The sequence below is a fragment of the Halomonas organivorans genome, from assembly GCF_014192055.1.
Classification (GTDB): domain Bacteria; phylum Pseudomonadota; class Gammaproteobacteria; order Pseudomonadales; family Halomonadaceae; genus Halomonas; species Halomonas organivorans.
In genome coordinates, this window is the sequence record NZ_JACHXM010000005.1 from 114,309 (window position 1) to 139,624 (window position 25,316).

Consider the following 25,316-nt stretch of genomic DNA (forward strand, 5'->3'; position numbering starts at 1 on the left):
AGGGTATGACATGGAATGGATGGTCTGGACCACTCCCACGACGATCTTCTTTTCGGTCATTGCGGCGATGCTCGCCGGGATGACGGCCTGGGAAGTCGCCTCGCCATCGATCGAGCGCAAGGGCTTCCTGCCGATTGCCACTACGCGTGGAGACCGGCTGTTCATCGGCCTGCTGTCTGCCGCCTACATCCACCTGATGGTAGTGGGGTTCACGCCACTGAGTCTCTGGCTGGCGCTGGGCATTTCCGTTCTCTGGGCGCTCATCCTGATGCGCTGGGGCTGATAGAAGTAGATGGAACCGAACGTTCAAGGACGAACGAACATCAACGAAGAGGTCTATATGAAATCGACAAGAATGCGACTCTCTCTACTGGCTGCCGGTGTCATGTTGACAAGCGGTGCCCTGCACGCCGACGACCATGACGCCCGTGCCATCGCCGAGCGGCTGATCGACGAGCACTTCCAGGAGTCCACGCTGACCCGCGATGAGCAGATCGCCGAACTGATGTGGTTCGCCAAGGCGGCCGAGCCCTTCCGGGGCATGGAAATCAATACCGTCGCCGAGGGCTTGACCACCCACATCTATGAACGCGATGTGCTGGCCAAGGCCTTCAGCGAGCTGACCGGCATCAAGCTCACTCACAACATCATCGGCGAGGGTGATGTGGTGAACAACATGCAGACGCAGATGCAGTCAGGGCGCAACATCTACGATGGCTACATCAACGATACCGATTCCATCGGTACCCACATCCGCTATGGGTCCACCGTGAACATCTCGCGGGCCATGGACAACGAGTGGGCCGACTTCACGCTGCCGACGCTGGACCTGGACGACTTCATCGGATTGCCGTACGGCACCGGCCCCGACGGCAACCTCTATCAGTTGCCCGACCAGCAGTTCGCCAATCTCTATTGGTTCCGCTACGACTGGTTCCAGCGCCAGGACCTCCGGGATCAGTTCAAGGAGCTCTACGGCTATGACCTCGGCGTGCCGACCAACTGGACGGCCTATGAGGACATCGCCGAGTTCTTCACCGAGCATGTCGGCGAGCTGGACGGCCACAAGGTGTACGGCCACATGGACTATGGCCGTCGCGACCCGTCGCTGGGCTGGCGCTTCCATGACTCCTGGCTCTCGATGGCCGGCATGGGGAGTCCCGGGGTGCCGTTCGGCAACCCGGTGGATGACTGGGGGATTCGCGTCAACGAGCAGAGCCAGCCGGTGGGCGCCAGCGTGAGCCGGGGTGGCGCGACCAACTCGCCGGCCTCGGTGTTCGCGGTCACCAAGATGGTCGACTGGCTCAGCCAGTATGCGCCGCCGGAGGCCAGCGGCATGACCTTCGGGGAGGCTGGCCCGGTGCCGGCCCAGGGCAACGTCGCCCAGCAGATCTTCTGGTACACCGCCTTCACCGCCGACATGACCGATCCGGGGCTGCCGGTGACCGAGGAGGACGGTACGCCCAAGTGGCGCATGGCGCCGTCGCCCACCGGGCCTTACTGGGAAGAGGGCATGAAGGTCGGCTATCAGGACGTGGGGGCCTGGACGTTCTTCGATTCCACGCCCGAGGATCGTCGTACCGCTGCCTGGCTGTTCGCCCAGTTCACGGTCTCCAAGACCGTCTCGCTCGAGAAGCTGATGGCCGGCCTCACGCCGATCCGCAAGTCGGACATCTTCTCCGAGCAGATGACCGAGATGGCGCCGAAACTCGGTGGGCTGGTGGAGTTCTATCGGAGCCCGAACGAGTCCCAGTGGACGCCGTCCTCCACCAACGTGCCGGACTATCCGCGCATGGCGCCGCTGTGGTGGGAAAACCTCTCGCCGGCGGTCAGCGGCGACATCTCCCCGAAGGAGGCGCTCGACAACCTGGCCGGCGACCTGGACAGCATCATGTCCCGCCTGGCTCGGGCGAAGGTGTTCGAGAGCTACGCGCCCAATCTCAACGAGGAGCGGGACCCCGCATACTGGCTCGACCAGCCCGGCTCGCCCAAGGCCAAGCTGGATGACGAGATGCCCCAGGGCCATACCGTGCCCTACGACGAGATGATGGAGGAGTGGATGGCCGCCGGCACGCGTGGATGAACGGGAGCCCGTCGAGCTCGGCCGACGTCGAGCTTGACGGGGCCTGCCTGTTCCCGCTCCAGAGCGGGACGAGAACACGAGTGTTAACGGTTGCCTGAACGGGACCCAGGCCCCGCTCGGCATGCTCCGGGCGGGGCTTCTTGCTTCCAAGAAGGGCCAGACATGCAATTACGGCAGAACAATCTTCGCAAGCTACCCGAGCAGGTCTTCGATGTCCTGGTCATCGGCGGCGGAATCAATGGCGCGTCGGCGGCCGCTGCGCTCAGCGGCAAGGGCGCCAGGGTCGCACTGATCGACCGCGGCGACTTCGCCGGCTGCACCAGCATGCAATCGTCCAACCTGGTGTGGGGTGGCATCAAGTATATGGAAAGCGGCGATTTCGCGCTGGTGCGAAAGCTGTGCAAGAGTCGCAACCATCTCATCAAGAGCTATCCATCGACGGTCCAGGAGATTCGTTTCCTGACCACCATCAACCGAGGATTCCGCCATCACCCCCTGTACCCCTGGGCCGGCACCTGGCTCTACTGGCTGATGGGCAACGGATTCACCCGCCGACCGAACTTCCTCCGGGCGCGCGACATCAAGGCCCGGGAGCCGATCATCGCGACAGAACACGCCAGCGGTGGCTTCGAATACTCCGACGCCTATCTTCACGACAACGATGCACGCTTCGTCTTCAATTTCGTGCGCAGCGCGCTGGATTTCGGCACCGTGGCCGCCAACTATGTCGAGTCACTGGGCGCCAGGCGAGAGGGCGATCACTGGGTCACCGAGGTCGAGGATCGCATCGACGGCAGCCGTTTCGCGATTCGCTCGAAAGTGCTGATCAATGCCGCCGGCCCCTGGGTCGACCGGCACAATGAACTCTCGGGCCAGCGGACCGGGCACCGGCATGTCTTCTCCAAGGGCATTCACCTGATCGTGCCGCGGCTGACCGAGCATCGCCGGGTGCTGGCCTTCTTCGCCGACGACGGGCGGCTGTTCTTCGTGATCCCCATGGGCGCCCGCACCTGTATCGGCACCACCGACACGCGGGTCGAGTCTCCAGAGGTCGGCATCACCCAGCAAGACGTGACCTTCGTACTCGACAACATCAACAAGCGCCTGTCGCTGGACAAGCCGCTCACCGAGGCCGATATCATCGCGACCCGCTGCGGTGTCCGGCCGTTGGCGGTAAAGCCCGGCAACGGGGGCGAGCGCGACTTTCTCAACCTGTCCCGCAAGCATGCCATCGACGTCGACTCGCAGACGCGTCACCTGAGCATCTTCGGCGGCAAGCTGACGGACTGCCTGAACGTCGGCGAGGAAGTGGTGGAGGAGGTGCGTCGGCTCGGGATCGAATGCCCCTATCCGGAAGTGCGCTGGTACGGCGAGCCCGGGGCGTCGCTGCGCGAGACGTTCATGCACCAGGCCCGCCTGATGGCGCTCGACACCATGACCGCGGCGGGCGCCTCCGAGCCCTTGAGCACGCGGCTGTGGCGTCGCTATGGCACCCAGGCACTGGAGCTGCTCGAGGACATTCGCCAGGATCCCCGCCAGGGCGAGGTCCTCATCGAAGGCACCGAGTACCTGCGTGGCGAGCTCAAGCTGACCCGTCGCCGCGAAATGGTCACTCGACTCGAGGACTTCCTGCGCCGTCGCTCCAAGATCTCGCTGGTGGTGCCGGAAGAGGTCATCCGCACCTCGCCGGGACTTCGCGAAGCCTGCGATATCCTGTTCGGCGACCAGGCTCAGGCGCGCCTGGACGAGTATTTTGCCGCGACGACGCGCGATGGTGCCGATGCCGCGATGGGGGAGAAAATGTCCTGAGCGGTGGCTCGCGCCCTGGCGTCCCGGGGCGTCGAGCGGCGGAGGCTGCTAGAATGCCGCGCTGTTTTCCCCAACCCCTGGCCTTCCTGGAGCCTTGACATGAGCGACAACACGGCGGCTGCCACCGCCCCGGCCGAATCACCGCTTCGCACCCTGATCGTCGGCGCCCAGATGCTGTTCGTGGCCTTCGGGTCGCTGGTGCTGGTGCCGCTGCTGACCGGCCTCGACCCCAACGTGGCGCTGTTCACTGCCGGCCTCGGCACCCTGGTGTTTCATGCCGTGACCCGCAACAGCGTGCCGGTCTTCCTGGCCTCGTCGTTCGCTTTCATCGCGCCCATCCAGGGCTCGGTAGCGAGCTTCGGGATATCCGCGACCCTCGGCGGGCTGTTGGCCGCCGGCCTGGTCTACGTGCTGATCTCGCAGGTGGTGCGCCTCAAGGGTACCGTCTGGCTGCACTACCTGTTGCCGCCGGTGGTGGTGGGCCCGGTGATCATGGTCATCGGCCTGGCCCTGGCGCCGGTGGCGGTGGACATGGCCACCGGAGGCACCAGCGACGCCATCGGCTACGGCCGGGCCATGGTGCTGTCCATGGCCAGCCTGCTGGTGACCCTGGTGCTGGCGGTATTCGGCCGCGGCCTGATCCGGCTGATCCCGATCCTCGGCGGCATCGCTACCGGCTATGCGCTGGCCGCGCTGATGGGCGTGGTGGATTATTCCCCGGTGCGCGAGGCGGCCTGGCTGGCGCTGCCCGAGTTCGTGACGCCGAGTTTTCACTGGGCCGCGGTGCTGTTCATGATCCCGGTGGCCATCGCGCCGGCGGTGGAACATATCGGCGACATGATCGCCATCGGCTCGGTGACCCGCCGCAACTACCTCGAGAAGCCCGGGCTGCACCGCACCCTGCTGGGCGATGGCCTGGCCACCAGCGTGGCGGCGCTGTTCGGCGGGCCGCCCAACACGACCTATTCCGAGGTCACCGGGGCGGTGACCCTGACCCGTGCCTTCAATCCCCGGATCATGGTGGTCACCGCGGTGATCGCCGTGCTGCTGTCGTTCCTCGGCAAGCTCGGTGCCGTACTGCAGACCATCCCCGGGCCGGTGATGGGCGGCATCATGACGCTGCTGTTCGGCTCCATCGCGGTGGTCGGCATGAACACCCTGGTGCGGGCCGGCAAGCCGCTGACCGCGCCGCGCAACCTGGTGGTGGTGTCGTTGATCCTGGTGTTCGGCATCGGTGGCATGCAGCTCGGCGGCGGGCAGTTCACCCTGCAGGGCGTCGGCCTGGCGGCGCTGGTGGGCATCCTGCTCAACGCCATCCTGCCCAGGGCCGACGAGGACTGATTCGCGTGCGGGACCCGTTGCGGTCCGGGGGTTGGCAACGAGGGCGTATGGGTCTACATTCTGTTGGAATGTAGAAATTCATACGGAGCGTCCAGCATGAGCCAGATCACCCCCATGACCTGGGATGACCCCTTTCGCCTCATCGACCAGCTCGACGGCGACGAGCGCCTGGTGCAGCAGACGGCCCACGACTACTGCCAGGAGCAGCTGCTCCCCCGGGTGCTGGAGGCCAATCGGCACGAGCGATTCGATCGCGAGATCATGACCGAGATGGGAGATCTCGGTCTGCTGGGCGCGACCATCGACGGCTACGGCTGTGCCGGCATGAACTATGTCAGCTACGGGCTGATCGCCCGCGAGGTCGAGCGGGTCGATTCCGGGTATCGCAGCGCCATGAGCGTGCAGTCCAGCCTGGTGATGTATCCCATCCATGCCTTCGGCAGCGAGGCGCAGAAAGCGCGCTATCTGCCGAAGCTGGCCAGCGGCGAGTGGGTCGGTGCCTTTGGGCTCACCGAACCCGATCACGGCTCCGACCCCGGTGCCATGTCGACCCGCGCCGTGCGCACCGAGGGCGGCTGGCGACTCAACGGCACCAAGACCTGGATCACCAACGCGCCGATCGCCGATGTCTTCGTGGTCTGGGCCCGGGACGAGGAGGGCGTGATCCGCGGCTTCGTGCTGGAGAAAGGCATGGCGGGGCTGACCGCGCCCAAGATCGACGGCAAGTTCAGTCTGCGGGCCTCGGTGACCGGCCAGATCGTGCTGCAAGACGTGGAGGTCGGCGACGAGGCGCGGCTTCCCGACGTTACCGGCCTCAAGGGGCCCTTCTCGTGCCTCAATCGCGCCCGCTTCGGCATCGCCTGGGGCAGCATGGGCGCCGCCGAGGCCTGCTGGCATGCCGCCCGGCAGTACACCCTCGACCGCCGGCAGTTCGGCCGCCCGCTGGCCGCCAACCAGCTGATCCAGAAGAAGCTCGCCGACATGCAGACCGAGATCGCGCTCGGCCTGCAGGCCGCGCTGCGAGTGGGGCGGATGATCGATGCCGGCCAGCTGGTGCCCGAGACCATCTCGCTGATCAAGCGCAACAACTGCGGCAAGGCGCTGGATATCGCGCGCATGGCCCGCGACATGCACGGCGGCAACGGCATCAGCGACGAGTACCATGTGATTCGCCATGTCATGAACCTCGAGGCGGTCAACACCTACGAGGGTACCCATGACATTCATGCGCTGATCCTGGGGCGGGCGCAGACCGGCCTCCAGGCGTTCACCGGCTGAGGTTTACAAACTACTGCGCTCGTGACGTTTGCAAGAGCCTTTCCAAGTACGTTGCAAGGAACCGATATGAGCGGACCGCTGGACGGCGTGGTGGTGCTGGATCTGTCCCGGGTGCTGGCCGGGCCCTGGGCGGGGCAACTGCTGGCTGACCTGGGCGCCCGGGTGATCAAGATCGAGCACCCCGAGCGCGGCGACGACACCCGCGCCTGGGGGCCGCCCTGGCTCGACGACCAGGACGATGCCGGGCGGATGGCCGCCTATTACCTTTGCGCCAACCGTGGCAAGCAGTCGCTGGCCGTGGATATCGCCACCGCGCAGGGGCAGGCCCTGGTTCGCGAGCTGGCGGCCGGGGCCGACGTGCTGCTGGAGAACTTCAAGGTCGGCGGCCTGGCCCGCTACGGGCTGGACCCCGCCAGCCTCAAGGCCGTGAATCCGCGGCTGATCAGCTGCTCGATCACCGGGTTCGGCCAGGACGGCCCCTATGCCCATCGAGCCGGCTACGATTTCATGATCCAGGCCATGGGCGGTCTGATGAGCCTGACCGGCGAGCCGGACGGCATGCCGATGAAGACCGGGGTGGCGATCACCGACGTGATGACCGGACTCTACGCCACCATCGGCGTGCTGGCGGCGCTGCACGAACGACAGCAGGGCGGGGCAGGGCGGGAGCACGCCGGGCGCCACATCGATGTGGCGCTGCTCGACGTCCAGGTCGCGACCCTGGCCAACCAGGCGCTCAACGCCCTGGTGTCGGGGGAGAGCCCCCAACGCCACGGCAACGCCCATCCCAATATCGTGCCCTACCAGGCCTTCGCCTGCGCCGACGGCCATCTGGTGCTGACGGTGGGCAACGATGCCCAGTTCGCACGCCTGGCCGAGCTGCTGGGCCATCCGGCGTGGGCCGAGGACCCGGCCTTCGCCACCAATGCCGCCCGGGTCGCGCACCGTGAGACGCTGGTACCGAGGATCGCCGAGGTCCTGTTGACCCGAGGGCGCGATGCCTGGCTCGCCGAGCTCGAGGCGCGCGGCATTCCCGCCGGGCCGATCAATACCCTGAATGACGTCTTCAACGATCCCCAGGTGCGCCATCGCGGCCTGTATCGGGAGCTTCGGGCCGGGGAACGGCGGATCCCGCAGGTGGCCAATCCGCTGCGCTTCGACGGTGAGAGTGCGGTCAGCGAGCGGCCCCCGCCCGAACTGGGGCAGGACAGCGATGCCCTGCTCGCCGAGATGGGGCTCTCCCGGGAAGATATCGCCCGGCTCAGAAGGGCCGGGGTGGTCAGGTAGTTCGGCGCTATGTCACGCTATTGACTCACGACTCACCTCACGCTCAAGCGAGATGGTTGTCCCAGCTGAGGGCAAGGTGCTCGAGGCGCTCGGGTGCACTGCCATCACCGGCGACCCGATAGAAGTCGCCACGCCCGGAGGAGACCCAGAAGCCGCCCTGGCCATCGCCCAGCGCCCCGGCGGCGTCCTGGATACCGTGACTCGCCACCAGGCGGCCGTCGCGGCTGTCGAGCATGACCACCTTGTGGCCCCTTGGCGCGGTGACCAGTACCCGAGGCATGTCGCGGGCCACGGCGATGCTGGCGGTGTAGTGTCGCAGCTCGTCGGTGAGCGCGTTGGGCAGGGTGAGTTCCTGGAAGCCGCCGTCCGGGGTACGGCGGGCCAGCAGCGGGTGCCGTTCCCAGGCCGGCCCCTGGAACTGGTAGCCGGCGATCACCGTGCCGTCGGGGCCTACGTCCAGGTGGCGGCAGCTCAGCTGGTGATGGCTCGGCACGTGGCGCTCGTGAATCTCGCCGCTTTGGCGATCCACCAGCAGCAGCGCCGGGGCCATGTCGTCCAGGTTGAGCTTGACCCGACCATAGTCGGGGTCGGTGCGGATCCCGCCCAGGCCTATCGCCAGCGTCTCGCCGTCGGGCATCAGGCGGAGTTCGTGGGGGCCGATGCCGCCAAGGTCGAGCTCGTCGTGCAGGGCATAGTCGCGCTCGGCATCGAAGACCCGGATCAGGCCGGCGCCGTCGTCGATGCGATTGACGGTGGCGTAGAGGTGGCGGCCGTCCGGCGAGAACACGCCGTGGCCATAGAAGTGGTGGCCGGTGCCGGCCTCGACCCGGGTCAGTTCCCGCTGGGCGCCGGGCGAGATCACGTGCATCGAGCGCCCCGGGCGGCGGGCGAACAGTACCGCCTGGGCGTGACCGGGGCGTCGACAGCCGCCGTGGCAGCGCTCCGAGACGGCGATCCGGAAGCGTTCGCCGGTGGCCGGTACATAGCCCAGCACCTGGTGTCCCTCGGCGTCGTCCACGGCGCTGAACAGCCACTCGTCGGCGGGGCCGACGGAGGCCATGCCAAGGCCCGGCAGACCCAGTGTGGTGAGGCCGGCGAGGCCGGCCTTCAGCAGGTCGCGTCGTGCGAGCATGTCAGTCTCCGTCACTGGCGTTGAAGCCGCTTACCAGGCCCAGGGTGCCGGCGATCTGCCGGCCCAGCCAGCTCAGCTGGCCGATCTTGACGTACAGCCCCTGGAGGTCCGAGAACGCCTCGGGATCGTCCAGCGAGGGGGCCAGCCCCGGCGCCATGTCGGCGGCTCGGCGACGCGTCTCGTCGAGGGCCGCGGCGAAGTCGTCGGCGAGTTCAGTCTGGCCGGCCTCGGCCAGCAGCGGGCGTAGCCCGGGCAGGAAGCTGTCCTGCAGGCCGGCCAGGCTGGACTCGATCAGGCGCACAGAGCGCGCGCTGCGCCAGGCCTCGGCACGATAGCCGTTGGCCGGTGAGCCGGCCAGACCCAGCGGCTCGGCGAGGCGCTTGTCCTCGAGGGACTCGAGGGTTTGCAGCCCGGCCTGGACGGTAGCGGCGGTATAGCTCTCGGTCTGTCGATAGTGATCGCCGAAGGCCTGCCAATCCCGGGCCAGAGCGGCACCGGTGTCGGCGAGATGGCCGCTCACCGCCTGCAGCAGCCCGCAGGCCTGTGGAGCGGCCAGCGCCCCGGGGGTTGCCATGTGCTCGTCGAACAGCAGGTATTCCAGTGCCGGAAAGCCCTGCACGGCGACGCTGTCGTCGGCGATGGTCTCGATGCTGGGCGGCGCCTCGGCGTTCAGCCACAGCTGCACCTTGCGGCCCACCAGGTTCTTGCTGTCGGGCCAGAACTGCAGCTGCCAGGCGCGGCTCTGCTGTTCGATGGGGCCGAAGTCGACGAAGCGCACCGCCTGCCAGGCCTGGTAGGCGTCGAGCCAGTCTTCCTCGAGGCGGGCACGGCGTTCGGCGTCCGGGGCGTCGCAGTAGGCATGAGCGCTGGCTTCCAGCTGCTCGCCGGCCTCGGCGAGCAGCGCATAGCGATCGCCGATCGACTGGTGCCAGCGGGCGCGGGCATCGGCCGAATCGTCGGCGAAAAGCGGAGTGCCGGCCAGGGTCAGCGCCGCCAGGCCGAGCCGGCCGAGGCGCTGTAACAGGGAGCGGTGAGACATCACAGGGACTCCAGGAAACGGATCAGGGGTTCGCGACGCGCCGCCGGTAGCGCCCGGTAGCCGGCGGCGGCGGATTCGGCTTCGCCGCCGTGCCACAGGATCGCTTCCTCCAGGCTGCGGGCGCGCCCGTCGTGCAGGTAGCCGGCCCGCGGGTTGACGGTTTGCGCCAGGCCGATGCCCCACAGCGGCGGGGTGCGCCATTCGCGGCCGTCGGCCTCGAACTCCGGTCGACCGTCGGCCAGCGCCTCGCCCATGTCGTGCAGCAGCAGGTCGCTGTAGGGCCACAGGGTCTGGCCGGCCAGGGCGGGGCGTACGGCGTCCGCGGCGGTCTGCTGGCGCGGGGTATGGCAGCCGGCGCAGCCCAGGGCGTTGAAGGTTTCGGCGCCGGCGCGCACCGCCGGGTCGTCGAGGTGGCGTCGCTTGGGCACCGCCAGGCTGCCGGCATAGAAGGTCACGAAATCGGCGATCTTGTCGCTGACCTCGGGGGTGCCGCCGTCGGGCGCGTTCTCGCAGCCCTGTTCGGGCATGCAGTCGGTGTGGGGCACCAGGGTCGAGGTGAGCCCCATGTCGCCGGCGAAGGCGTGCAGGTTCTGCTGCTCGATGCTCGGCTGGCCGGCCTTCCAGCCGAAGCGGCCGAGCACCGTCTCGGCGCGCCGCTCGTCCCAGACCCGATTGACGCGCCCCGAGAGGCCGTCGCCGTCGCTATCCTCGGGATCGGCGGCGGCCTCGATGTGCGCGGCGGGAATGGCCTCGAGCAGACCCAGCCCGATCATCGGCGCCGCGACGCGCGGCGAAGTGAGCAGGTCGTCGGGCAGCGGGCCGTAGGCGGGCTCGAGGATCCGGTACTCGGGCACGCGCAGCGCCACCTCGGTACCGTCGTCGAGGGTCACCGTGCGTTGGTCATAGGTCAGCTGCATCCGGGCCTCGGCCTGCATGCCGGTAATCGCGGCGTTCTGCAGCTGGGTGCCGTATCCGGGCACCGGCCTCACGCCGACCCGGCGCAGGGTGTCGGGATCGGCCCCCTCATCGGGCAGCGACAGGCGCAGGAACAGCGAGACCGCGCGCTCGTCGCCGCGCGGTGGATGGCCGCGGCCGTCCTTGATGTGGCAGCCCTGACAGCTGTTGGTGTTGATCAGCGGCCCCAGGCCGTCGCGGGCCTCGGTGCTCGCCGGGGCCTCGACCCAGGGGTTGCGGAAGAAGCTGTTGCCGACGCTGAAGTCGAGCCGCTTGGTCATCGACAGGTTGTCGAGCGGCAGCGAATAGGCGTTGTGGTCGAACTGGGCCACCGAACCGTCTCCACCGCTGTCGGGGGTGGTCTGGATCGGCGGGGCATCGGCCGCCGCGTGGCCGGCCACGGTGAGCAGCAGGAGGGCGGTCAGCGGGGCGAAACGAGGGGACATTAGGAACATGGAGGTGCCTGATCTGAAACGACAGGGGCCGCCGCCGGCGAGGCCGGCGGCGGCCGCAGGAGCAGTGGCGCCGGAGACTAGAAGTCGTGGCCGGCGTCGTCCGGCTGCAGCTGCGTCACCCCCAGGGTGCCGGCGGCCTTCTCGATGGAGCCGGTCTGGGTCACCAGCGCCAGGATGGCGTCGTTGATCAGCGCGGCGCCGTCCTCGTTGCCCGGGGCGATCATCATGTCGAAGGTCATCGGTGATGCTTTGTCCTCGGCGGCGCGCTTGAGTTCACCGAGCTCGGCCATGGTAGCCTCGAGCTGGCTGCTCAGCGTGGCATCGAGCTCGGGATCCTCGGCGGCCAGCAGCGCGGAGAGCGAGGGGCCGCTGAGCGTGCTGCCGTCCAGGCGCCGGTATTCCCCGCTATAGACGTTCTGCACGCCCTGGGCGTCGTAATAGTGGGAGTTGTGGGTGTTGTCGCTGAAGCAGTCGTGCTCGTCCTCCACGGAGTTGGCCGCCAGCGCCACCTTCATGCGCTCGCCGGCCAGTTCGCCCAGCGACAGCGATCCCATGCCGAACAGCATGCGTCGCAGCCCCTCGGAGGCGGGTTCGGCAAGCAGCGCCTGGCGGTAGTTGTCGTCCTCGTTCGGTGCCCACTGGGCGACCATCCACTCAAGGTCCGAGACCAGCAGGTCGGAGACGGCGTCGAGGTAGGCGCCGCGGCGATCGCAATGGCCGTGGGTGCAGTCATCGCCGCTCAGGTAGTCGCTGGCGGGACGCTCGCCGTTGCCGGCCTCGAAGCCGTGACGATCCTGGCCCCACAGCAGGAACTCGATGGCGTGATAGCCGGTGGCCACGTTGGCCTCGGAGCCGCCGATCTCGTTGAGATCGGCGAGCAGTTCGGGGGTGAGCTCGCTGACGTCGAGGGTCTCGCCGCCGATCTGGATCGAGGTGTTGGCGACCAGGTTGGCGGTGGCCCCGGCGTTGCCGAGCTCGTGCTGGTAGTCATCGGCGGCGACGTAGTCGATCAACCCCTCGTCCAGGGGCCAGGCGTTGAGCTGGCCCTCCCAGTCGTCGACCACCGGGTTTCCGAAGCGAAACGCCTCGCTCTGCTGGTAGGGGACGCGCGCCTGAATCCAGGCCTGGCGGGCGGCGGCCAGGGTTTCGTCGCCGGGCGCCGCGAGCAGGTCGTCGATGCGCGCATCGAGTGTCCGTGCGGCGGTCAGCGCATCCTGAAAGGTGGCATGGGCCAGATCGGCGTAGTGGGTCACCACCTGCTCGGGCGTGACGTCGTCGCTGGCGAAGGCGCTCAGCGGGAGCAGGGCAGTGAGGGCGATGGCGCGGCGCAGGGGGCGCAGCACGAACGGAGTCGGCATCTCGGCATCCTTTATTGATTGGCATTGGCGAGCGTTCAACGAAATGATAAACGATCTCTATCGTTGATGTGAATGAGACGATCTCTCATTTCTTTGGCGCCTGCCGAATGCCGAATGCCGAATGCCGAATGCCGAGCCGCCCGGCCGCGCTTCAGCGCGGCGAGAAGCGACGGTGGATGCCGGTTTCGGCGATCATCCGGGTAGAAATTTCCTCCACGGAGAAGCGCGTGGTGTCGATGAACGGGATGTGCAGGCGTCGGTAGAGGGCCTCGGCCTGCTCGACTTCCTGGACGCACTGGTCCATGGAGCTGTAGCGGCTGTTGGGGCGGCGTTCATGGCGAATCGCCGCCAGCCGGCGTGGATCGATGGTCAGCCCGAACAGCTTGTGGCGGTGCCGTGCCAGGTCGCGCGGCAGCTTGAGACTGCCGTTGTCGTCCAGGTCGTCCTCGGTGAAGGGGTAGTTGGCGGCGCGGATGCCGAACTGCAGGGCCAGGTAGAGCGAGGTCGGTGTCTTGCCGCAGCGCGATACGCCGACCAGGATGATGTCGGCCTGATCGTACTGGTGAGTGCGGGCCCCATCGTCGTTATCCAGCGCGAAATGCACCGAATGGATGCGGTCCATGTAGACGTCGTCGCTGCCGATGGAGTGAGTGCGCCCCACGCTGTAGGACGAGTGGGTGGCCAGCTCCTGCTCCAGCGGTTCGAGGAAGGTAGAGAAGATGTCCACCTGAAAGCCCGGTGCATTGCGGATCACGTTACGCACGTCCTGGTCGACGATGGTGTCGATGATGATCGGCGTCTCGCCGTCCTTCACCGCCGCGGCCTGGATGATCTCGACCAGGCGACGGGCCTTGTCGACGCTGTCGATATAGGGCTTGGTGAGCATGCGGATCTCGACGTTCTCGAACTGGGCCAGCAGGCTGCGGCCCAGGCTCTCGGCGGTGATGCCGGTGCCGTCGGAGATGAAGAAGGCGGTACGCGTCATGGGGTCGCTCGGGCTGGGTTGGAGTGGCCTCATTGTCGAGCCTCGCGATGGGCGAGACAAGGCGCCGACTACAGGAATCGGCGTGCAGGACGCTTTGTTGTAAAAAACCTCCAATGACTTCGATGTTAGACCAATGGCGAATATGGTGAGGCGCTGGTAGAGTCGCCACCATCCCGTCATGACCGTGTGCGTCATGCATTGTTTGGTGCCGATATCCAATACCTAAGGGGGTCTCGTGGACGATTACATTTTGTGGTTCGATCATCTTGGCATGAACGATGTCGAGCGGGTGGGGGGCAAGAACGCCTCACTTGGCGAGATGATCTCCAACCTGGCCGGGGCCGGCGTCACCGTGCCCGGCGGCTTCGCCACCACGGCCCACGCCTACCGCGAGTTCCTGTCCCACGAAGGCCTCAACGAGCGCATCAACCAGGCGCTGTCGACCCTGGACGTCGATGATGTCGCCGAGCTCGCTCGCGTCGGGGCGCAGATTCGCCAGTGGGTGATCGACACCCCGCTGCCCCCGAGCTTCGAGGCCGCGCTGCGCGAGAGCTACGAGCAGCTGCAGGCCAAGCACCCCAATCTCAAGGTGGCGGTACGCAGCTCGGCCACCGCAGAGGACCTGCCGGACGCCTCCTTCGCCGGCCAGCAGGAGACCTTCCTCAACATCGAAGGCTTCGACAACATCAAGCGCGCCGTGCACGAGGTGTTCGCCTCGCTGTTCAACGACCGCGCGATCTCCTACCGCGTGCATCGCGGCTACGCCCACGAGAACGTGGCGCTGTCCGCCGGTATCCAGAAGATGGTGCGCTCCGAGACCGGAGCCTCGGGCGTGATGTTCACCCTGGACACCGAGTCCGGCTACCGCGATGCGGTGTTCGTCACCGCCTCCTGGGGGCTGGGCGAGACCGTCGTGCAGGGTGCGGTGAACCCCGACGAGTTCTACGTGCACAAGTCGACCCTGGCGGCCGGCCGCCCGGCGGTACTGCGCCGCAACCTGGGCTCCAAGCTGATCAAGATGGTCTACACCGCCGATGCCAGCGCCGGCAAGTCGGTCGAGACCGTCGACGTGCCGCTGGCCGATCGTGCCCGCTTCAGCGTCAACGACGACCAGGTCATGGCGCTGGCCCGCCAGGCGATGATCATCGAGCAGCACTACCAGCGCCCCATGGACATCGAGTGGGCGCTCGACGGCGACGACGGCGAGCTCTACATCGTCCAGGCGCGCCCCGAGACCGTGGTCTCCCAGCAGGAAGGCGGCAAGCTCGAGCGCTTCCAGCTCAAGGAGAAGGGCCGCACCCTGGTGACCGGTCGGGCCATCGGCCAGCGTATCGGCCGCGGCACGGTCAAGGTCGTGGCGAGCCCCGACGACATGGACAAGATCCACGCCGGTGACGTGCTGGTCACCGACATGACCGACCCCGACTGGGAGCCGGTGATGAAGCGTGCCTCGGCGATCGTCACCAATCGCGGCGGGCGCACCTGCCACGCGGCGATCATCGCCCGCGAGCTGGGTATCCCGGCGGTGGTGGGCTGCGGCGACGCCACCGAGTTGCTGGCCGACGGCCGCGACGTCACCGTGTCCTGTGCCGAAGGCGACACTGGCCACGTCTACGATGGCCTGCTGGAGTTCGATCGCAACGTCACCAGCGTCGACGCGATGCCGGAGCTGCCGTTCAAGATCATGATGAACGTCGGCAACCCGGACCGAGCCTTCAGCTTCGCCGGCCTGCCCAACGCCGGTGTCGGCCTGGCGCGCCTCGAGTTCATCATCAATCGCATGATTGGCGTGCATCCCAAGGCGCTGCTCGATTACGCCACCCTGCCGACCGATCTGCAGCAGACCATCGACGTGCGCACCGCGGGCTACGACGACCCGGTCAGCTTCTACGTCGACAAGCTGGTCGAGGGGGTCTCCACCCTGGCGGCGTCCTTCTACCCGCAGCGAGTCATCGTGCGCCTGTCGGACTTCAAGTCCAACGAGTACGAGAACCTGATCGGCGGCAAGCTCTACGAGCCGGGCGAAGAGAACCCGATGCTGGGCTTCCGCGGTGCCTCGCGCTACCTGTCCCAGGACTTCCAGGCCTGCTTCGAGCTGGAATGCCGTGCGATCAAGCGGGTGCGCGAGGAGATGGGCCTCGACAACGTCGAGATCATGGTGCCCTTCGTGCGTACCACCGAGGAGGCGAGCGGCGTCATCGACCTGCTGGCCGCCAACGGCCTCAAGCGCGGCGAGAATGGCCTCAAGGTCATCATGATGTGCGAGCTGCCGGCCAACGCCCTGCTGGCCGACGAGTTCCTCGAGTACTTCGACGGCTTCTCCATCGGCTCCAACGACCTGACCCAGCTGACCCTGGGCCTCGACCGCGACTCCGGCATCGTCGCCGGGCTGTTCGAGGAGCGCAATCCGGCGGTCAAGAAGCTGCTGTCCATGGCCATCCAGGCCTGCAAGGCCCAGGGCAAGTACGTGGGCATCTGCGGCCAGGGCCCGTCCGACCACCCGGACCTGGCCAAGTGGCTGATGGAGCAGGGCATCGACTCGGTGTCCCTGAACCCGGACGCGGTGCTCGAGACCTGGTTCATGCTGGCCGGCGAGACGCTGGGCTGATCGCCCGGCGCCATGCGGCAACCCCTCGACACCCGGGCCACGGCCCGGGTGTCGTCGTTTCTGCACGCCGTTTGCACGTTCGTTGCCGGAAGAGTGGCTAGACTGCGGGCATCACTCAGGCAAGGGAGGATGCCCGCATGGGTTCATTTCACTATCGTCGCCTGGCGTCGGCCGGAGCCCTGATCCTCGGCCTCGTCGCGCTGCCGGCGCTGGCCAATCCCGGCAACGGCGGTCCGCCGGAGCATGCCAAGGGTGGCCAGGGCGGTCACGGACAGTCCGAGCGGCTGCGCCAGGATGCCAACGGCCATGACGCTCGGGAGCGCACCGAGCGCCGCGATGAACGCCATGAAGCCCGTCACCAAGAGCGTCGCTACGATGACCAGGGTCGGGACGGGGCCGGTTCTCGCCACCACGATGACCTGGACCTCGAGGAAGCGCTGATTCGCGATATCTTCCATCGCCACCGCGACGACTACGCCCACGAGGAGCACGATGCGATCCCGCCCGGCATCCGTCAGAACCTGGCTCGCGGCAAGCCCATGCCTCCCGGCATCGGCAAGCGCCTGGACGACGGCATCCGGCGCGACCTGCCGCACTATGACGGCTACGAATGGCGCCGGGTCGGGGCCGACGCCGTGCTGGTGGAGATCACCAACGACATCATCCATTCCGTGATCCACGACGTCCTTTACTGACCCACGTCAGGGGCCCAGGGCAGGGATCCGCCATACTGAAGGCGTCGGCACGGGAGACGGATGATGGTGGAGCCCCTGGCGGTGGAGGCGGTGTTTCGGCGCTGCCCGAGCGAGCACTTCGATTTCGCTTCGACCAGCGAACTCGAGCCGCTGGACATGCTCGACGGCCAGCTGCGGGCCCGCGAGGCGCTGCTGCTGGGAACGACGATCCGCCACGGGGGCTTCAATCTCTACGTGTTGGGCTCGCCGGGGCACGCGCTGCGCGGATTGGTCACCCGCTTCCTGACCGAACGGGCCGCGGCGGCGTCTCCGCCTCCCGATCTCTGCTATCGCCACGATTTCGATGATCCTGCCGTCCCCTTGCTGTTGCGCCTGCCGCCCGGGACAGGCCGGCAGCTGCGCGGCGACATCGAGCGGCTGATCGAGGAACTCGCGAGCGCCATTCCGGCGGTATTCGACAGCGACGAGTACCAGAACCGGCTCCACGAACTGCAGCAGGCCATGGGAGAGCGCCAGCGCGATGCCGTGGAGGCGGTGCGTCGCGAGGCCCGTGAGCAAGACATCCTGCTGCTCTCCACGCCCGGCGGTTTCACCTTCGCGCCGGCCGATCGCGACGGTGAGATGCTGTCGCCCGATGCCTACCAGGCACTGGAGCAGGCGGAACGCGAGCGCATCGAACGTAGCGTCGACATCCTGCAGCGCAAGCTTGCCCAGACGATCCGCCGCATGCCTCGCCTGGCCAATACGCTGCGCGAGCAGGTCGATGCCCTCAACGAGGAGTTGCTGGAGACGGCCATCGATTCGCCGCTGGACGAGCTGGATGCCCGCTATGCCGACCACGCCGGTGTGATGGCGCATCTGGCCGCCATCCGACAGGCGCTGCTCGACAATGTCGATTCCTTCCGCGCCGATGAGCCCGACATCTCTCCCGAGGCACTGTTCAGCCGCTTTCGCCTCAACCTGCTGGTCGACAATGCCAACGCCGAGGGGGCGCCGGTCGTCTATCTCGACCTGCCCAGCCACCAGCATCTGGTGGGGCGCATCGAGCACCAGGTGCACAACGGGACCCTGCTGACCGATTTCACCCTGATTCGCCCCGGTGCCCTGCATCGTGCCAACGGCGGCTATCTGGTCGTCGACGTGCGCGGTCTGCTGACCCAGCCCGGCGCCTGGGACACGCTCAAGCGGGCCCTGTCCACCGGCTGCATTCGCACCGAGTCGCTCGAACAGGCCTATGGGCTGATCAGCACCCTGAGCCTGGAGCCCGAGCCGGTGCCGCTGGACGTCAAGGTGGTGCTGCTCGGCGACCGCCTGCTCTACTACCTGCTCTGCGAGCAGGATCCCGACTTCCTCGAGCTGTTCAAGGTGCAGGCCGACCTGGACGATGACTTCGCCCGTGATCACGACAGGCTCAAGCTCTATGCGCGCATGGTGGCGGGCTTCGTGGCCGAGGCCGGCCTGCGACCGCTGAACCCCGACGGCGTGGCGGCGGTCATCGAGCGGGCCAGCCGGCTGGTCGACGATCAGCAGCGGCTCACCGCTCGCCATCGTGACTTGCACGACCTGCTGGTGGAGGCCGACCACTGGGCCGAGCTGGCCGGTCAGGCGATGATCGGCCGCGATGCCGTGGAGCGCACCGCAGTCGAGCAGCGGCGCCGGGCCGATCGGGTTCGTGAGCGTAGCCACGAGCTGATTACCCGCGGCACCCTGATGATCGATATCCGCGGGCGACGCATTGGCCAGGTCAACGGCCTCACCGTGATGCGGCTGACCGATCATGGTTTCGGTCAGCCGATCCGCATCACCGCCACCGCGCGTCCCGGCAATGGCCATGTGGTGGACATCGAACGCGAGGCCAAGCTCGGTGGGCCGATTCACGCCAAGGCGGTGATGATCCTGTCGCGCTACCTGGCCAATCGCTACGCCGGGGATGCGCCGCTGTCGCTGTCCGCCAGCCTGGCCTTCGAGCAGTCCTACGGCGGCGTCGAGGGCGACAGCGCCTCGGTGGCCGAGGCCTGCGCGCTGGTCTCGGCCATCGCCCGGGTGCCGCTCGACCAGCGGTTCGCGGTGACCGGCTCGATCAACCAGCACGGCGAGGTCCAGGCGGTGGGCGGCGTCAACGAGAAGATCGAGGGCTTCTTCGCGGTGTGCCGGGCGCGCGGCGACCTCGACGGCCAGGCGGTGATCCTGCCCGCAGCCAACGTCGAACACCTCATGCTCGCCGCCGAGGTTCGCGAGGCGATGGCGGCCGGACTGTTCCGGTTGTATGCCATTCGTCACGTGGACGAGGCCCTGTCGCTGCTGACCGCGGCGGAGCAAGGGCTCGACCTCGAGGCGTGCGTGACCGAGCGGCTGACTGCCTTCCGGGAGGTGCTGCGCCGTCGTCCGTCCCGTGCGGCGGCGGCCTCCGAGCCCGGGCGGGAGGATGACGACGATGACGCCCCATAGGGATCGCTCGCCAACGCGGCCCGCCGGCATCGCCGGGCGCGAAGGGGAGCTCCCCCTGGCCGCGGCCCGGGTGCTGGCGCTGCTCGACGCATCGCGTTTCGGTCTGGCGGCGTTGGGCGCCGCAGTACATGTCGCCGAACGACAGGGGCGCGAGCTGCTGGTGCTCTACGTCGAGGACCAGGACCTGCTGCTCAGCGCGGCGTTTCCCTTCGCCCGCGAGATCGGCGGCTACTCCGGACGCGTGCGACGACTCAGCGTGGCGGGGCTCGAGGCCGGGCTGGCGCGACAGGGGGAGCAGCTGCGACGCGCCCTGGAGCTGGCCGTGGCCGGGCGGGGCGTGCGGCACTCGCTGTGCGTGCGTCGCGGTCGAGTGGTCGAGGAGACGCTGTCGCTGACGGTGCCCGGTGACCTGCTGCTGCTGGGCAAGGCCGGCCTGACCGGCCGCACCGGCGCATGGCAGGGGAGCACCGGTCGGGGACTGATCCTCGCCGCCCCCTGCCCGGTGGTGATCTGGGACGAGGCGCAGGGGGCGGTATCGACGGGGCCGCTCCGGGTGTTGACGCCTGGTATCGATGGCGAACCGCCTCCGGTGCCCGATCCGCTGTCGGCCCTGTTCGGCGCCGTGGAGCCTATCCCCCGGGCCGATGCGGCGTCCCTGGCACGCCGACTGGCGGTATTCCGCGGCGGTGCCCTGCTGCTGCGACGCGACGACCTGCGTGTGCTGATGGACGAAGTGCCCGACTGGCTATCGCGGGTGACGATTCCGGTGATCGTGGTGCCCTGAGCCCTGTGGTAGCGATCTTCAGGTCCGCTCCGATGCATCGGCGAAGGCGCCGACAGGCGCCTTCGCTTTTGGCATCATGGGCGGCTGATCTTTTCTCGAGGAGCCGCCCGATGGCGTATTTCCTGGTAATGGGCGGTCTGGCCCTGGCGGTTTGCTTCACCCTCGGCTGGGGGCTATGGCGGATCGGTCGCTGGGCATTTGGCCGTCTGGCACGCCGTCGACCGTCTGGCGGCCGCCGTCCGGCCCGCACGCGCCAGCGTCGCGATGCTGCCAAGGGTCGTGCGTCATCGACGCCGTCGTCTCCCTGGAGGCTGACCCAGGCGCTGTCTCGACTGCGTGGTGCCTGGCCGCTGGCGCTGGTGGCCTGGCTGCTGTACGGCGGCACCCGGCTGGCCGCTCATGGCATGGCCGCTCGTCCGCGGCAGGCTCCCGGGGCCTTCCTGCATCTGGTCGATATCCTCGGCTGGGGGGCCATTGGGCTGTTGGCCATGGCGATACTCGGCCTGTTGGCCACCTGGCGTTGCCGTTCCTGCTGAGCTTCCGTCCGCTGAGCGAATCAGTCGCGTAGCCAGCTGTGGAGCTTGACCAGCATCAGCGCCCCGTCACCCAGGCGTTGGCGTTCGGCCAGCAGTGCGTTGAGCCGCTCCGGCCGATCGGTGATGATGCCGTCGATGCCCAGGTCGATCAGCTGCGACATGCGCGCCGGATCGTTGACGGTCCAGGCATAGAGCCGATAGCCCTCGTCGCGGGCGCGACGTCGCTCGGCGGCGTCGATGCGCGAATGATGCAGGGCCAGAACCTCGAAGTCGCCTCGCGGCAGGGAGCCGCGCATCGCCAGTTCGGCGAGCAGTACGCGGCGGGCCTCGGGAGCCTGGCGCGCGATCTCGTCGAGCAGTGAGTAGACCTGGGTGGCCAGTATGACCTGCGACCATAGCGCGGGGTCGCCGCATGCCGCGCGGGCGATGCCGTCCGGGGCCTTCCCCCGGCAGCGACGACGTTCCCGGGCCTCCGCGTCCAGCGCTGCCAGCACGCGCCGTAGCAGCATGGCGTGCCTGCCGGCATCGGGCTTGAGCTCGATCATCAGCCCCGCCCGTCCCCTGATGCGTGCCAGGGCTTCATCCAGGCCGGGCAGCCGGGTACCCACGAAGGGGTCGCCGAACCAGCTGCCCACGTCCACGGTGTCGAGAGTATCGCGGTCCAGCGCGGCAATGCGGCGAGGATCGCCGACCAGTCGCGACAGCGTACTGTCGTGGTAGAGCACCACGCTGGCGTCTGCCGTCAGCCGGGCGTCGATCTCGATCAGGTCGGCCCCGTCGGCAATGGCCCGATCGATGGCCGGCAGGGTGTTCTCCGGGGCCAGCTGCGAACTGCCGCGATGGGCGATGACGGTGACCCTTTCCTGCAGGGAGTCGCGGTCGATGACCCACCACGCCTGGCCGATGGCGAAGGCCAGTACGGCGACCTCCACCGCCCAGGCCAGGCGCCCCGGGTGGGCGTTCGGCGGTGGCGTCGGGGGCCTCGGTTCGCGGTGGGCCAGGCGCAGATACAGGCAGGTGCCGAGCAGGGCATTGGCGGCGATGCCGACGAAGGTGATCGCCAGCGTCAGCAGCATGTAGGCCACCACGTAGCCGAGCATGGCGGGCAGCAGCACCGCCCGATGCAGCGGCAGGTGGCCCAGCAGCGGCGTGAAGAGGGCGTCGAACAGGGTCGTGGCCAGCAGCGGCATGGCCACGATCAGTGCCAGCAGCACGACGATGGTGGCGGCGATGCCGGGGCGGCGGCCGCGGGTCAGCTGCACGCTGCGCGCCAGGGCGCGCCGCGGGCCGAGATCCTCCAGGATCAGCGATGGCAGCGCCAGGTGCCAGCGCGTGTAGAGGAACGCGGCGGCCAGGGCCCAGCCGAGCACCAGCGGCAAGATGGTGGCGAGGTAATGCCACAGGGCCGGCGGCCGGACCTGGCGGACATAGTAAGGATCGAGGTCGCCCAGCAGCCGGTCATGGAGGCCCGTCAGTGCCGCTACCACGGGCAGCAACAGCAGCAGTTGGGCACCCACCTGGAGGATCACCAGCCCGGCCAGTGCCGGCAGGCGGCGCAGGCTGCCCCACAGTGCCTCGGCGGCCAGGTGCAGATGGTTGTCGCGAGGGCGCACCGTCACCAGGGTCATGCCGGCCTGCTGCAGGTAGATGATCAGGAAGCCGACGCCCAGCGTGGACATCAGCCAGGCCAGGCCGGTCGGTGTCAGCAGAATATCGAGCAGGGCCGCCAGGGAGATCAGCGGGCGATCCAGGCGCGCGAGCAGGTGGGCGAGCCCCCAGCCGGTCGCCGGCAGCAGCAGGCCGGTGGCCAGCAGGGTGAAGAAGGCGTGATAGGCGATCAGCGGGCGCAGGTGATCTTTCAGGCTGCGCAGCACATCGCCGCTCAGCGCGCCCGGGGTCGGCATGAAGGCCACGAGACGAGAATCATGTCCCTTAGCGTGGCAGCTCCGCGTCCCCGACGGCAAGGCGCTCTCCCCACGCATCGACGGGCGCCGGGCGTCCGAACAGGTAGCCCTGGAAGTAGCGGCAGCCCAGTTCGCCCAGCCGTCGATGCTGGTCGCGCGTCTCGACCCCTTCGGCAATGACCTCGAGACCCAGGCTCTCGCCCAGTGCCAGGATGGTACGCACGATGGCCTCGTCGTTGGCATCGTCGAGGAGATCGCGAACGAAGCCTCGATCGATCTTGAGCCGATCCAGCGGCAGGCGCTTGAGGTAGGCCAGTGAGGCGTAGCCGGTGCCGAAGTCATCCAGCGCGAAGCGCACCCCGTGGCGACGCAGGGCGGTCATGTGGGCCAGGGTGATGCCTGTGTCCTGAATCAGCAGCGACTCGGTGATCTCGAGCTCCAGGCGGTGCGGATCGATGGCGTGACGTTTCAGCAACCGCAGCAGCTTGTCGGTGAAGTCGAGCTGGCGGAACTGGCGCGGGCTGATATTGACGGCCAGGCCCAGGGAGCGGTTCTCGCGAGCCCAGGCGGCCAGCTGCTGGCAGGCCAGGGCCAGGACCCGGTCGCCGACGTCGATGATCAGGTCGCTGGCTTCGGCGATGGGGATGAAGTCGCCCGGCGGTATCCAGCCTTCGGTGGGATGCGCCCAGCGGATCAGGGCTTCCATGTGGCCGATATGGCCCTGGTGATCGACCTGTGGCTGCAGGTGCAGCGTCAGTTGGTCGTTCTCCAGCGCTTGGCGTAGCGCCTCCTCGCGCCTGACACGGTACTCGACTCGCGTCTGCATCCCCGGATCGAAGAAGCGCAGGCGATTGCGTCCCGCCCCCTTGGCTTCGTAAAGCGCCAGTTCGGCGCACTTCATCAGGCGCGACAGGTCCCCCTTGCCCTCGGAGAGCAGCACGGCGCCGACGCTGGCGGTCAGCCGGTGGGGGCCGTCGTGAAGGTCGAAGGGCTGCGAGAGAGCCTCGAGCAGCGTCTGGGCGGCGGCCTGTAGGCGGTCCATGGCGATGTCACGCTCGCCGGACAGTCCCCCCAGCACCAGGGCAAACTCGTCGCCCCCGGGGCGATAGAGGCTGGCGTGGGCGTCCAGATGGTCGATGAGCCGGGACGCCACCTGGCCGAGGAGCCGATCGCCGCTGTTGAGGCCGCGCGTCTTGTTGAAGGTGCTGAAATGATCCAGGTCCAGCAGCAGCAGGCCGCTCTCGCTGGCCTGGTGGGGCTGCTCGTCCATGGCCCGGCGCAGGCGCTTGAACAGCTGCTCCCGGTTGGGCAGGCCGGTCAGCAGGTCGTAGTGGGCCAGGCGCTGGATTCGGCGGTACTCGGTGAGGTCGGTGGAGATGCCGCAAAGCGCCTGGATACGTCCCTCGGGCGTGGCCAGCGGCAGCTTGATGGAATAGAAGGTTCTGACTTCACCGTCGCCGCCGGGAGAGCGTACCTGATGCTCGTTGGCCACCCGTTGGCCTTGCACGAATACCCGGTCGTCATGCTGTCGCAACTGCTGGGCGGTCCTGGCCTCGAGGAGATCCTCGTCGGTGCGGCCGACCACGTCCGCTGGCGCCACGCCGAGGAAGTCGGCGACCTTGCGATTGACGTATTCGTAGCGTCGGGACGCATCCTTGATGTAGATCCCGGCATCCACGCTATCGAGGATCGTCTCGAGTCGCTGCTGATTGGCCTGCAGGTCCCGGGTTCGACGCCGAACCTGGCGTCGCAGCAGCAGGCTGAGGATGGCCAGCAGTGTGGCGCCGCCCCCCAGGCCGGCCAGCGTCAGCCAGAGGTAGTCCGGGATCAGCGGCGGGGAGCCGGCGGCGGCCATCCAGCGGCGGCGGATGGCGAACCAGGGGGAGTCGGATTGCTGCTTCCAGTCGTTCAGATGCGCGTCCAGGCGTGCCAGGAGCTCGCCATGCCGGCCCTCGGGGGTGGCGAAGAACAGGCGGGCCGGCTGAAAGAGGATCGGGGTCGGGTGCAGTCCCAGCGCCTCGGCACGATAGTCGCCGTAGTGGTGGTTGGCGACCACGGCGTCGGCACGTCCCTCGACGACGCGCTGGAATCCGGCGGCATAGCCGTTGACCGGCTGCCAGTCGACCGTGATGTCGAAGCTCCTGGCCAGGCCGGCGAGGTAGCGTTGCTGGACCGAGCCTTCGAGTACGGCGATACGGTGGCCGGCGAGATCCCGCATGCTCTGAAGATCGGCGCCGGCGGCCTGGTAAAGCTGCGACCAGCTGCTGAGAACCGGCTCGTCATGGAAGTCCAGCAGGGCTTCGCGGGGCTCGGTGCGGGCGACGTCCGGCAGCAGGTCCAGGTCGCCCGCGGCGAGTCGCGTCAGGCAATCCTGCCACTCGCAGGGCACGACCTCGAGCGTCCAGCCCTCCTCGTCGGCGATGGTCGTCAGCAGATCGCCGAAGATACCCGAGGGGCGTCCCGCCTCGTCGAGCATCAGCTTGGGTGGATTGTCGTAGACGCCGACGCGCAGGGTGTCGGCCTGGATGCTCGAGCTCAGGGCCAGGGTTGCCAGCGCCAGGCTCGCCAGGCGATAGCGGGCCGGAACATGCCGTTTCGTCACAGGGGTTATTGTTGTTGT

At 67.9% G+C, this 25,316-nt stretch carries 18 protein-coding genes; 11 read left to right on the forward strand and 7 right to left on the reverse strand.

Annotated elements, in window-relative coordinates; all coding sequences use genetic code 11:
* Nucleotides 1–10 precede the first annotated feature (10 nt).
* The 6 genes from FHR96_RS07485 to FHR96_RS07510 all read left to right on the forward strand — a co-directional run bounded on the left by FHR96_RS07485 (nucleotide 11) and on the right by FHR96_RS07510 (nucleotide 7,798).
* Nucleotides 11–283: a DUF2160 domain-containing protein gene (locus FHR96_RS07485; RefSeq protein WP_183387046.1), complete on the forward strand. Its 273-nt coding sequence runs from the start codon at nucleotides 11–13 to the stop codon at nucleotides 281–283.
* Between the two features lie 57 nt (nucleotides 284–340).
* Nucleotides 341–2,083: an ABC transporter substrate-binding protein gene (locus tag FHR96_RS07490; RefSeq protein WP_183387047.1), complete on the forward strand. Its 1,743-nt coding sequence runs from the start codon at nucleotides 341–343 to the stop codon at nucleotides 2,081–2,083.
* 162 nt (nucleotides 2,084–2,245) lie between these two features.
* Entirely contained in the window at nucleotides 2,246–3,892 is a 1,647-nt protein-coding gene (locus FHR96_RS07495) for a glycerol-3-phosphate dehydrogenase/oxidase (protein WP_183387048.1), read from the forward strand.
* A 99-nt stretch (nucleotides 3,893–3,991) separates the two neighbouring features.
* Complete coding sequence (locus FHR96_RS07500; RefSeq protein ID WP_183387049.1) at nucleotides 3,992–5,233, forward strand: uracil-xanthine permease family protein; 1,242 nt, start codon at nucleotides 3,992–3,994, stop codon at nucleotides 5,231–5,233.
* Nucleotides 5,234–5,329: 96 nt separating this feature from the next.
* Complete coding sequence (locus tag FHR96_RS07505) at nucleotides 5,330–6,511, forward strand: acyl-CoA dehydrogenase (protein ID WP_183387050.1); 1,182 nt, start codon at nucleotides 5,330–5,332, stop codon at nucleotides 6,509–6,511.
* A 66-nt stretch (nucleotides 6,512–6,577) separates the two neighbouring features.
* Nucleotides 6,578–7,798 (forward strand): CaiB/BaiF CoA transferase family protein, encoded by a 1,221-nt coding sequence (locus FHR96_RS07510; protein WP_183387051.1) that lies wholly within the window; start codon nucleotides 6,578–6,580, stop codon nucleotides 7,796–7,798.
* Nucleotides 7,799–7,841: 43 nt separating this feature from the next.
* Here FHR96_RS07510 and FHR96_RS07515 read toward each other — a convergent pair whose 3' ends face one another.
* From FHR96_RS07515 to ppsR, 5 genes are all read right to left on the reverse strand, one after another.
* Nucleotides 7,842–8,930, reverse strand: coding sequence for a DUF1513 domain-containing protein (locus FHR96_RS07515; protein ID WP_183387052.1), 1,089 nt, complete (start codon nucleotides 8,928–8,930; stop codon nucleotides 7,842–7,844).
* Nucleotide 8,931: 1 nt separating this feature from the next.
* Nucleotides 8,932–9,969: an imelysin family protein gene (locus FHR96_RS07520; RefSeq protein WP_183387053.1), complete on the reverse strand. Its 1,038-nt coding sequence runs from the start codon at nucleotides 9,967–9,969 to the stop codon at nucleotides 8,932–8,934.
* On the reverse strand, nucleotides 9,969–11,378 hold the full coding sequence (locus FHR96_RS07525; RefSeq protein ID WP_221195737.1) for a di-heme oxidoreductase family protein: 1,410 nt from the start codon (nucleotides 11,376–11,378) through the stop codon (nucleotides 9,969–9,971). Before FHR96_RS07525 ends, FHR96_RS07520 begins: the two co-directional genes overlap by 1 nt.
* 77 nt (nucleotides 11,379–11,455) lie before the next feature.
* Entirely contained in the window at nucleotides 11,456–12,736 is a 1,281-nt protein-coding gene (locus tag FHR96_RS07530) for an imelysin family protein (protein ID WP_183387054.1), read from the reverse strand.
* Between the two features lie 151 nt (nucleotides 12,737–12,887).
* Complete coding sequence (ppsR, locus tag FHR96_RS07535) at nucleotides 12,888–13,721, reverse strand: posphoenolpyruvate synthetase regulatory kinase/phosphorylase PpsR (RefSeq protein ID WP_183387055.1); 834 nt, start codon at nucleotides 13,719–13,721, stop codon at nucleotides 12,888–12,890.
* 235 nt (nucleotides 13,722–13,956) lie between these two features.
* Between ppsR and ppsA the strand changes: the two genes are divergently transcribed.
* The 5 genes from ppsA (at nucleotide 13,957) to FHR96_RS07560 (ending at nucleotide 20,792) form a co-directional block, all read left to right on the forward strand.
* Nucleotides 13,957–16,329 carry a phosphoenolpyruvate synthase gene (gene ppsA / locus FHR96_RS07540; protein WP_183387056.1) on the forward strand — a complete coding sequence of 791 codons (2,373 nt, stop codon included), beginning with the start codon at nucleotides 13,957–13,959 and terminating at the stop codon, nucleotides 16,327–16,329.
* Nucleotides 16,330–16,466: 137 nt separating this feature from the next.
* On the forward strand, nucleotides 16,467–17,024 hold the full coding sequence (locus FHR96_RS07545; protein ID WP_183387057.1) for an anti-virulence regulator CigR family protein: 558 nt from the start codon (nucleotides 16,467–16,469) through the stop codon (nucleotides 17,022–17,024).
* A 60-nt stretch (nucleotides 17,025–17,084) separates the two neighbouring features.
* Entirely contained in the window at nucleotides 17,085–19,472 is a 2,388-nt protein-coding gene (locus FHR96_RS07550; protein WP_246392847.1) for a Lon protease family protein, read from the forward strand.
* Nucleotides 19,459–20,256 carry a universal stress protein gene (locus FHR96_RS07555; protein ID WP_183387058.1) on the forward strand — a complete coding sequence of 266 codons (798 nt, stop codon included), beginning with the start codon at nucleotides 19,459–19,461 and terminating at the stop codon, nucleotides 20,254–20,256. The genes FHR96_RS07550 and FHR96_RS07555 overlap by 14 nt, the downstream gene beginning before the upstream one ends.
* A 110-nt stretch (nucleotides 20,257–20,366) precedes the next feature.
* Nucleotides 20,367–20,792, forward strand: coding sequence for a hypothetical protein (locus FHR96_RS07560; RefSeq protein ID WP_183387059.1), 426 nt, complete (start codon nucleotides 20,367–20,369; stop codon nucleotides 20,790–20,792).
* A gap of 20 nt (nucleotides 20,793–20,812) precedes the next feature.
* Here the strand turns inward: FHR96_RS07560 and FHR96_RS07565 are convergent, their stop codons facing one another.
* Complete coding sequence (locus FHR96_RS07565) at nucleotides 20,813–22,696, reverse strand: glycerophosphodiester phosphodiesterase family protein (protein ID WP_183387060.1); 1,884 nt, start codon at nucleotides 22,694–22,696, stop codon at nucleotides 20,813–20,815.
* Nucleotides 22,697–22,724: 28 nt separating this feature from the next.
* Entirely contained in the window at nucleotides 22,725–25,298 is a 2,574-nt protein-coding gene (locus tag FHR96_RS07570) for an EAL domain-containing protein (protein ID WP_221195738.1), read from the reverse strand.
* Nucleotides 25,299–25,316: the final 18 nt, after the last annotated feature.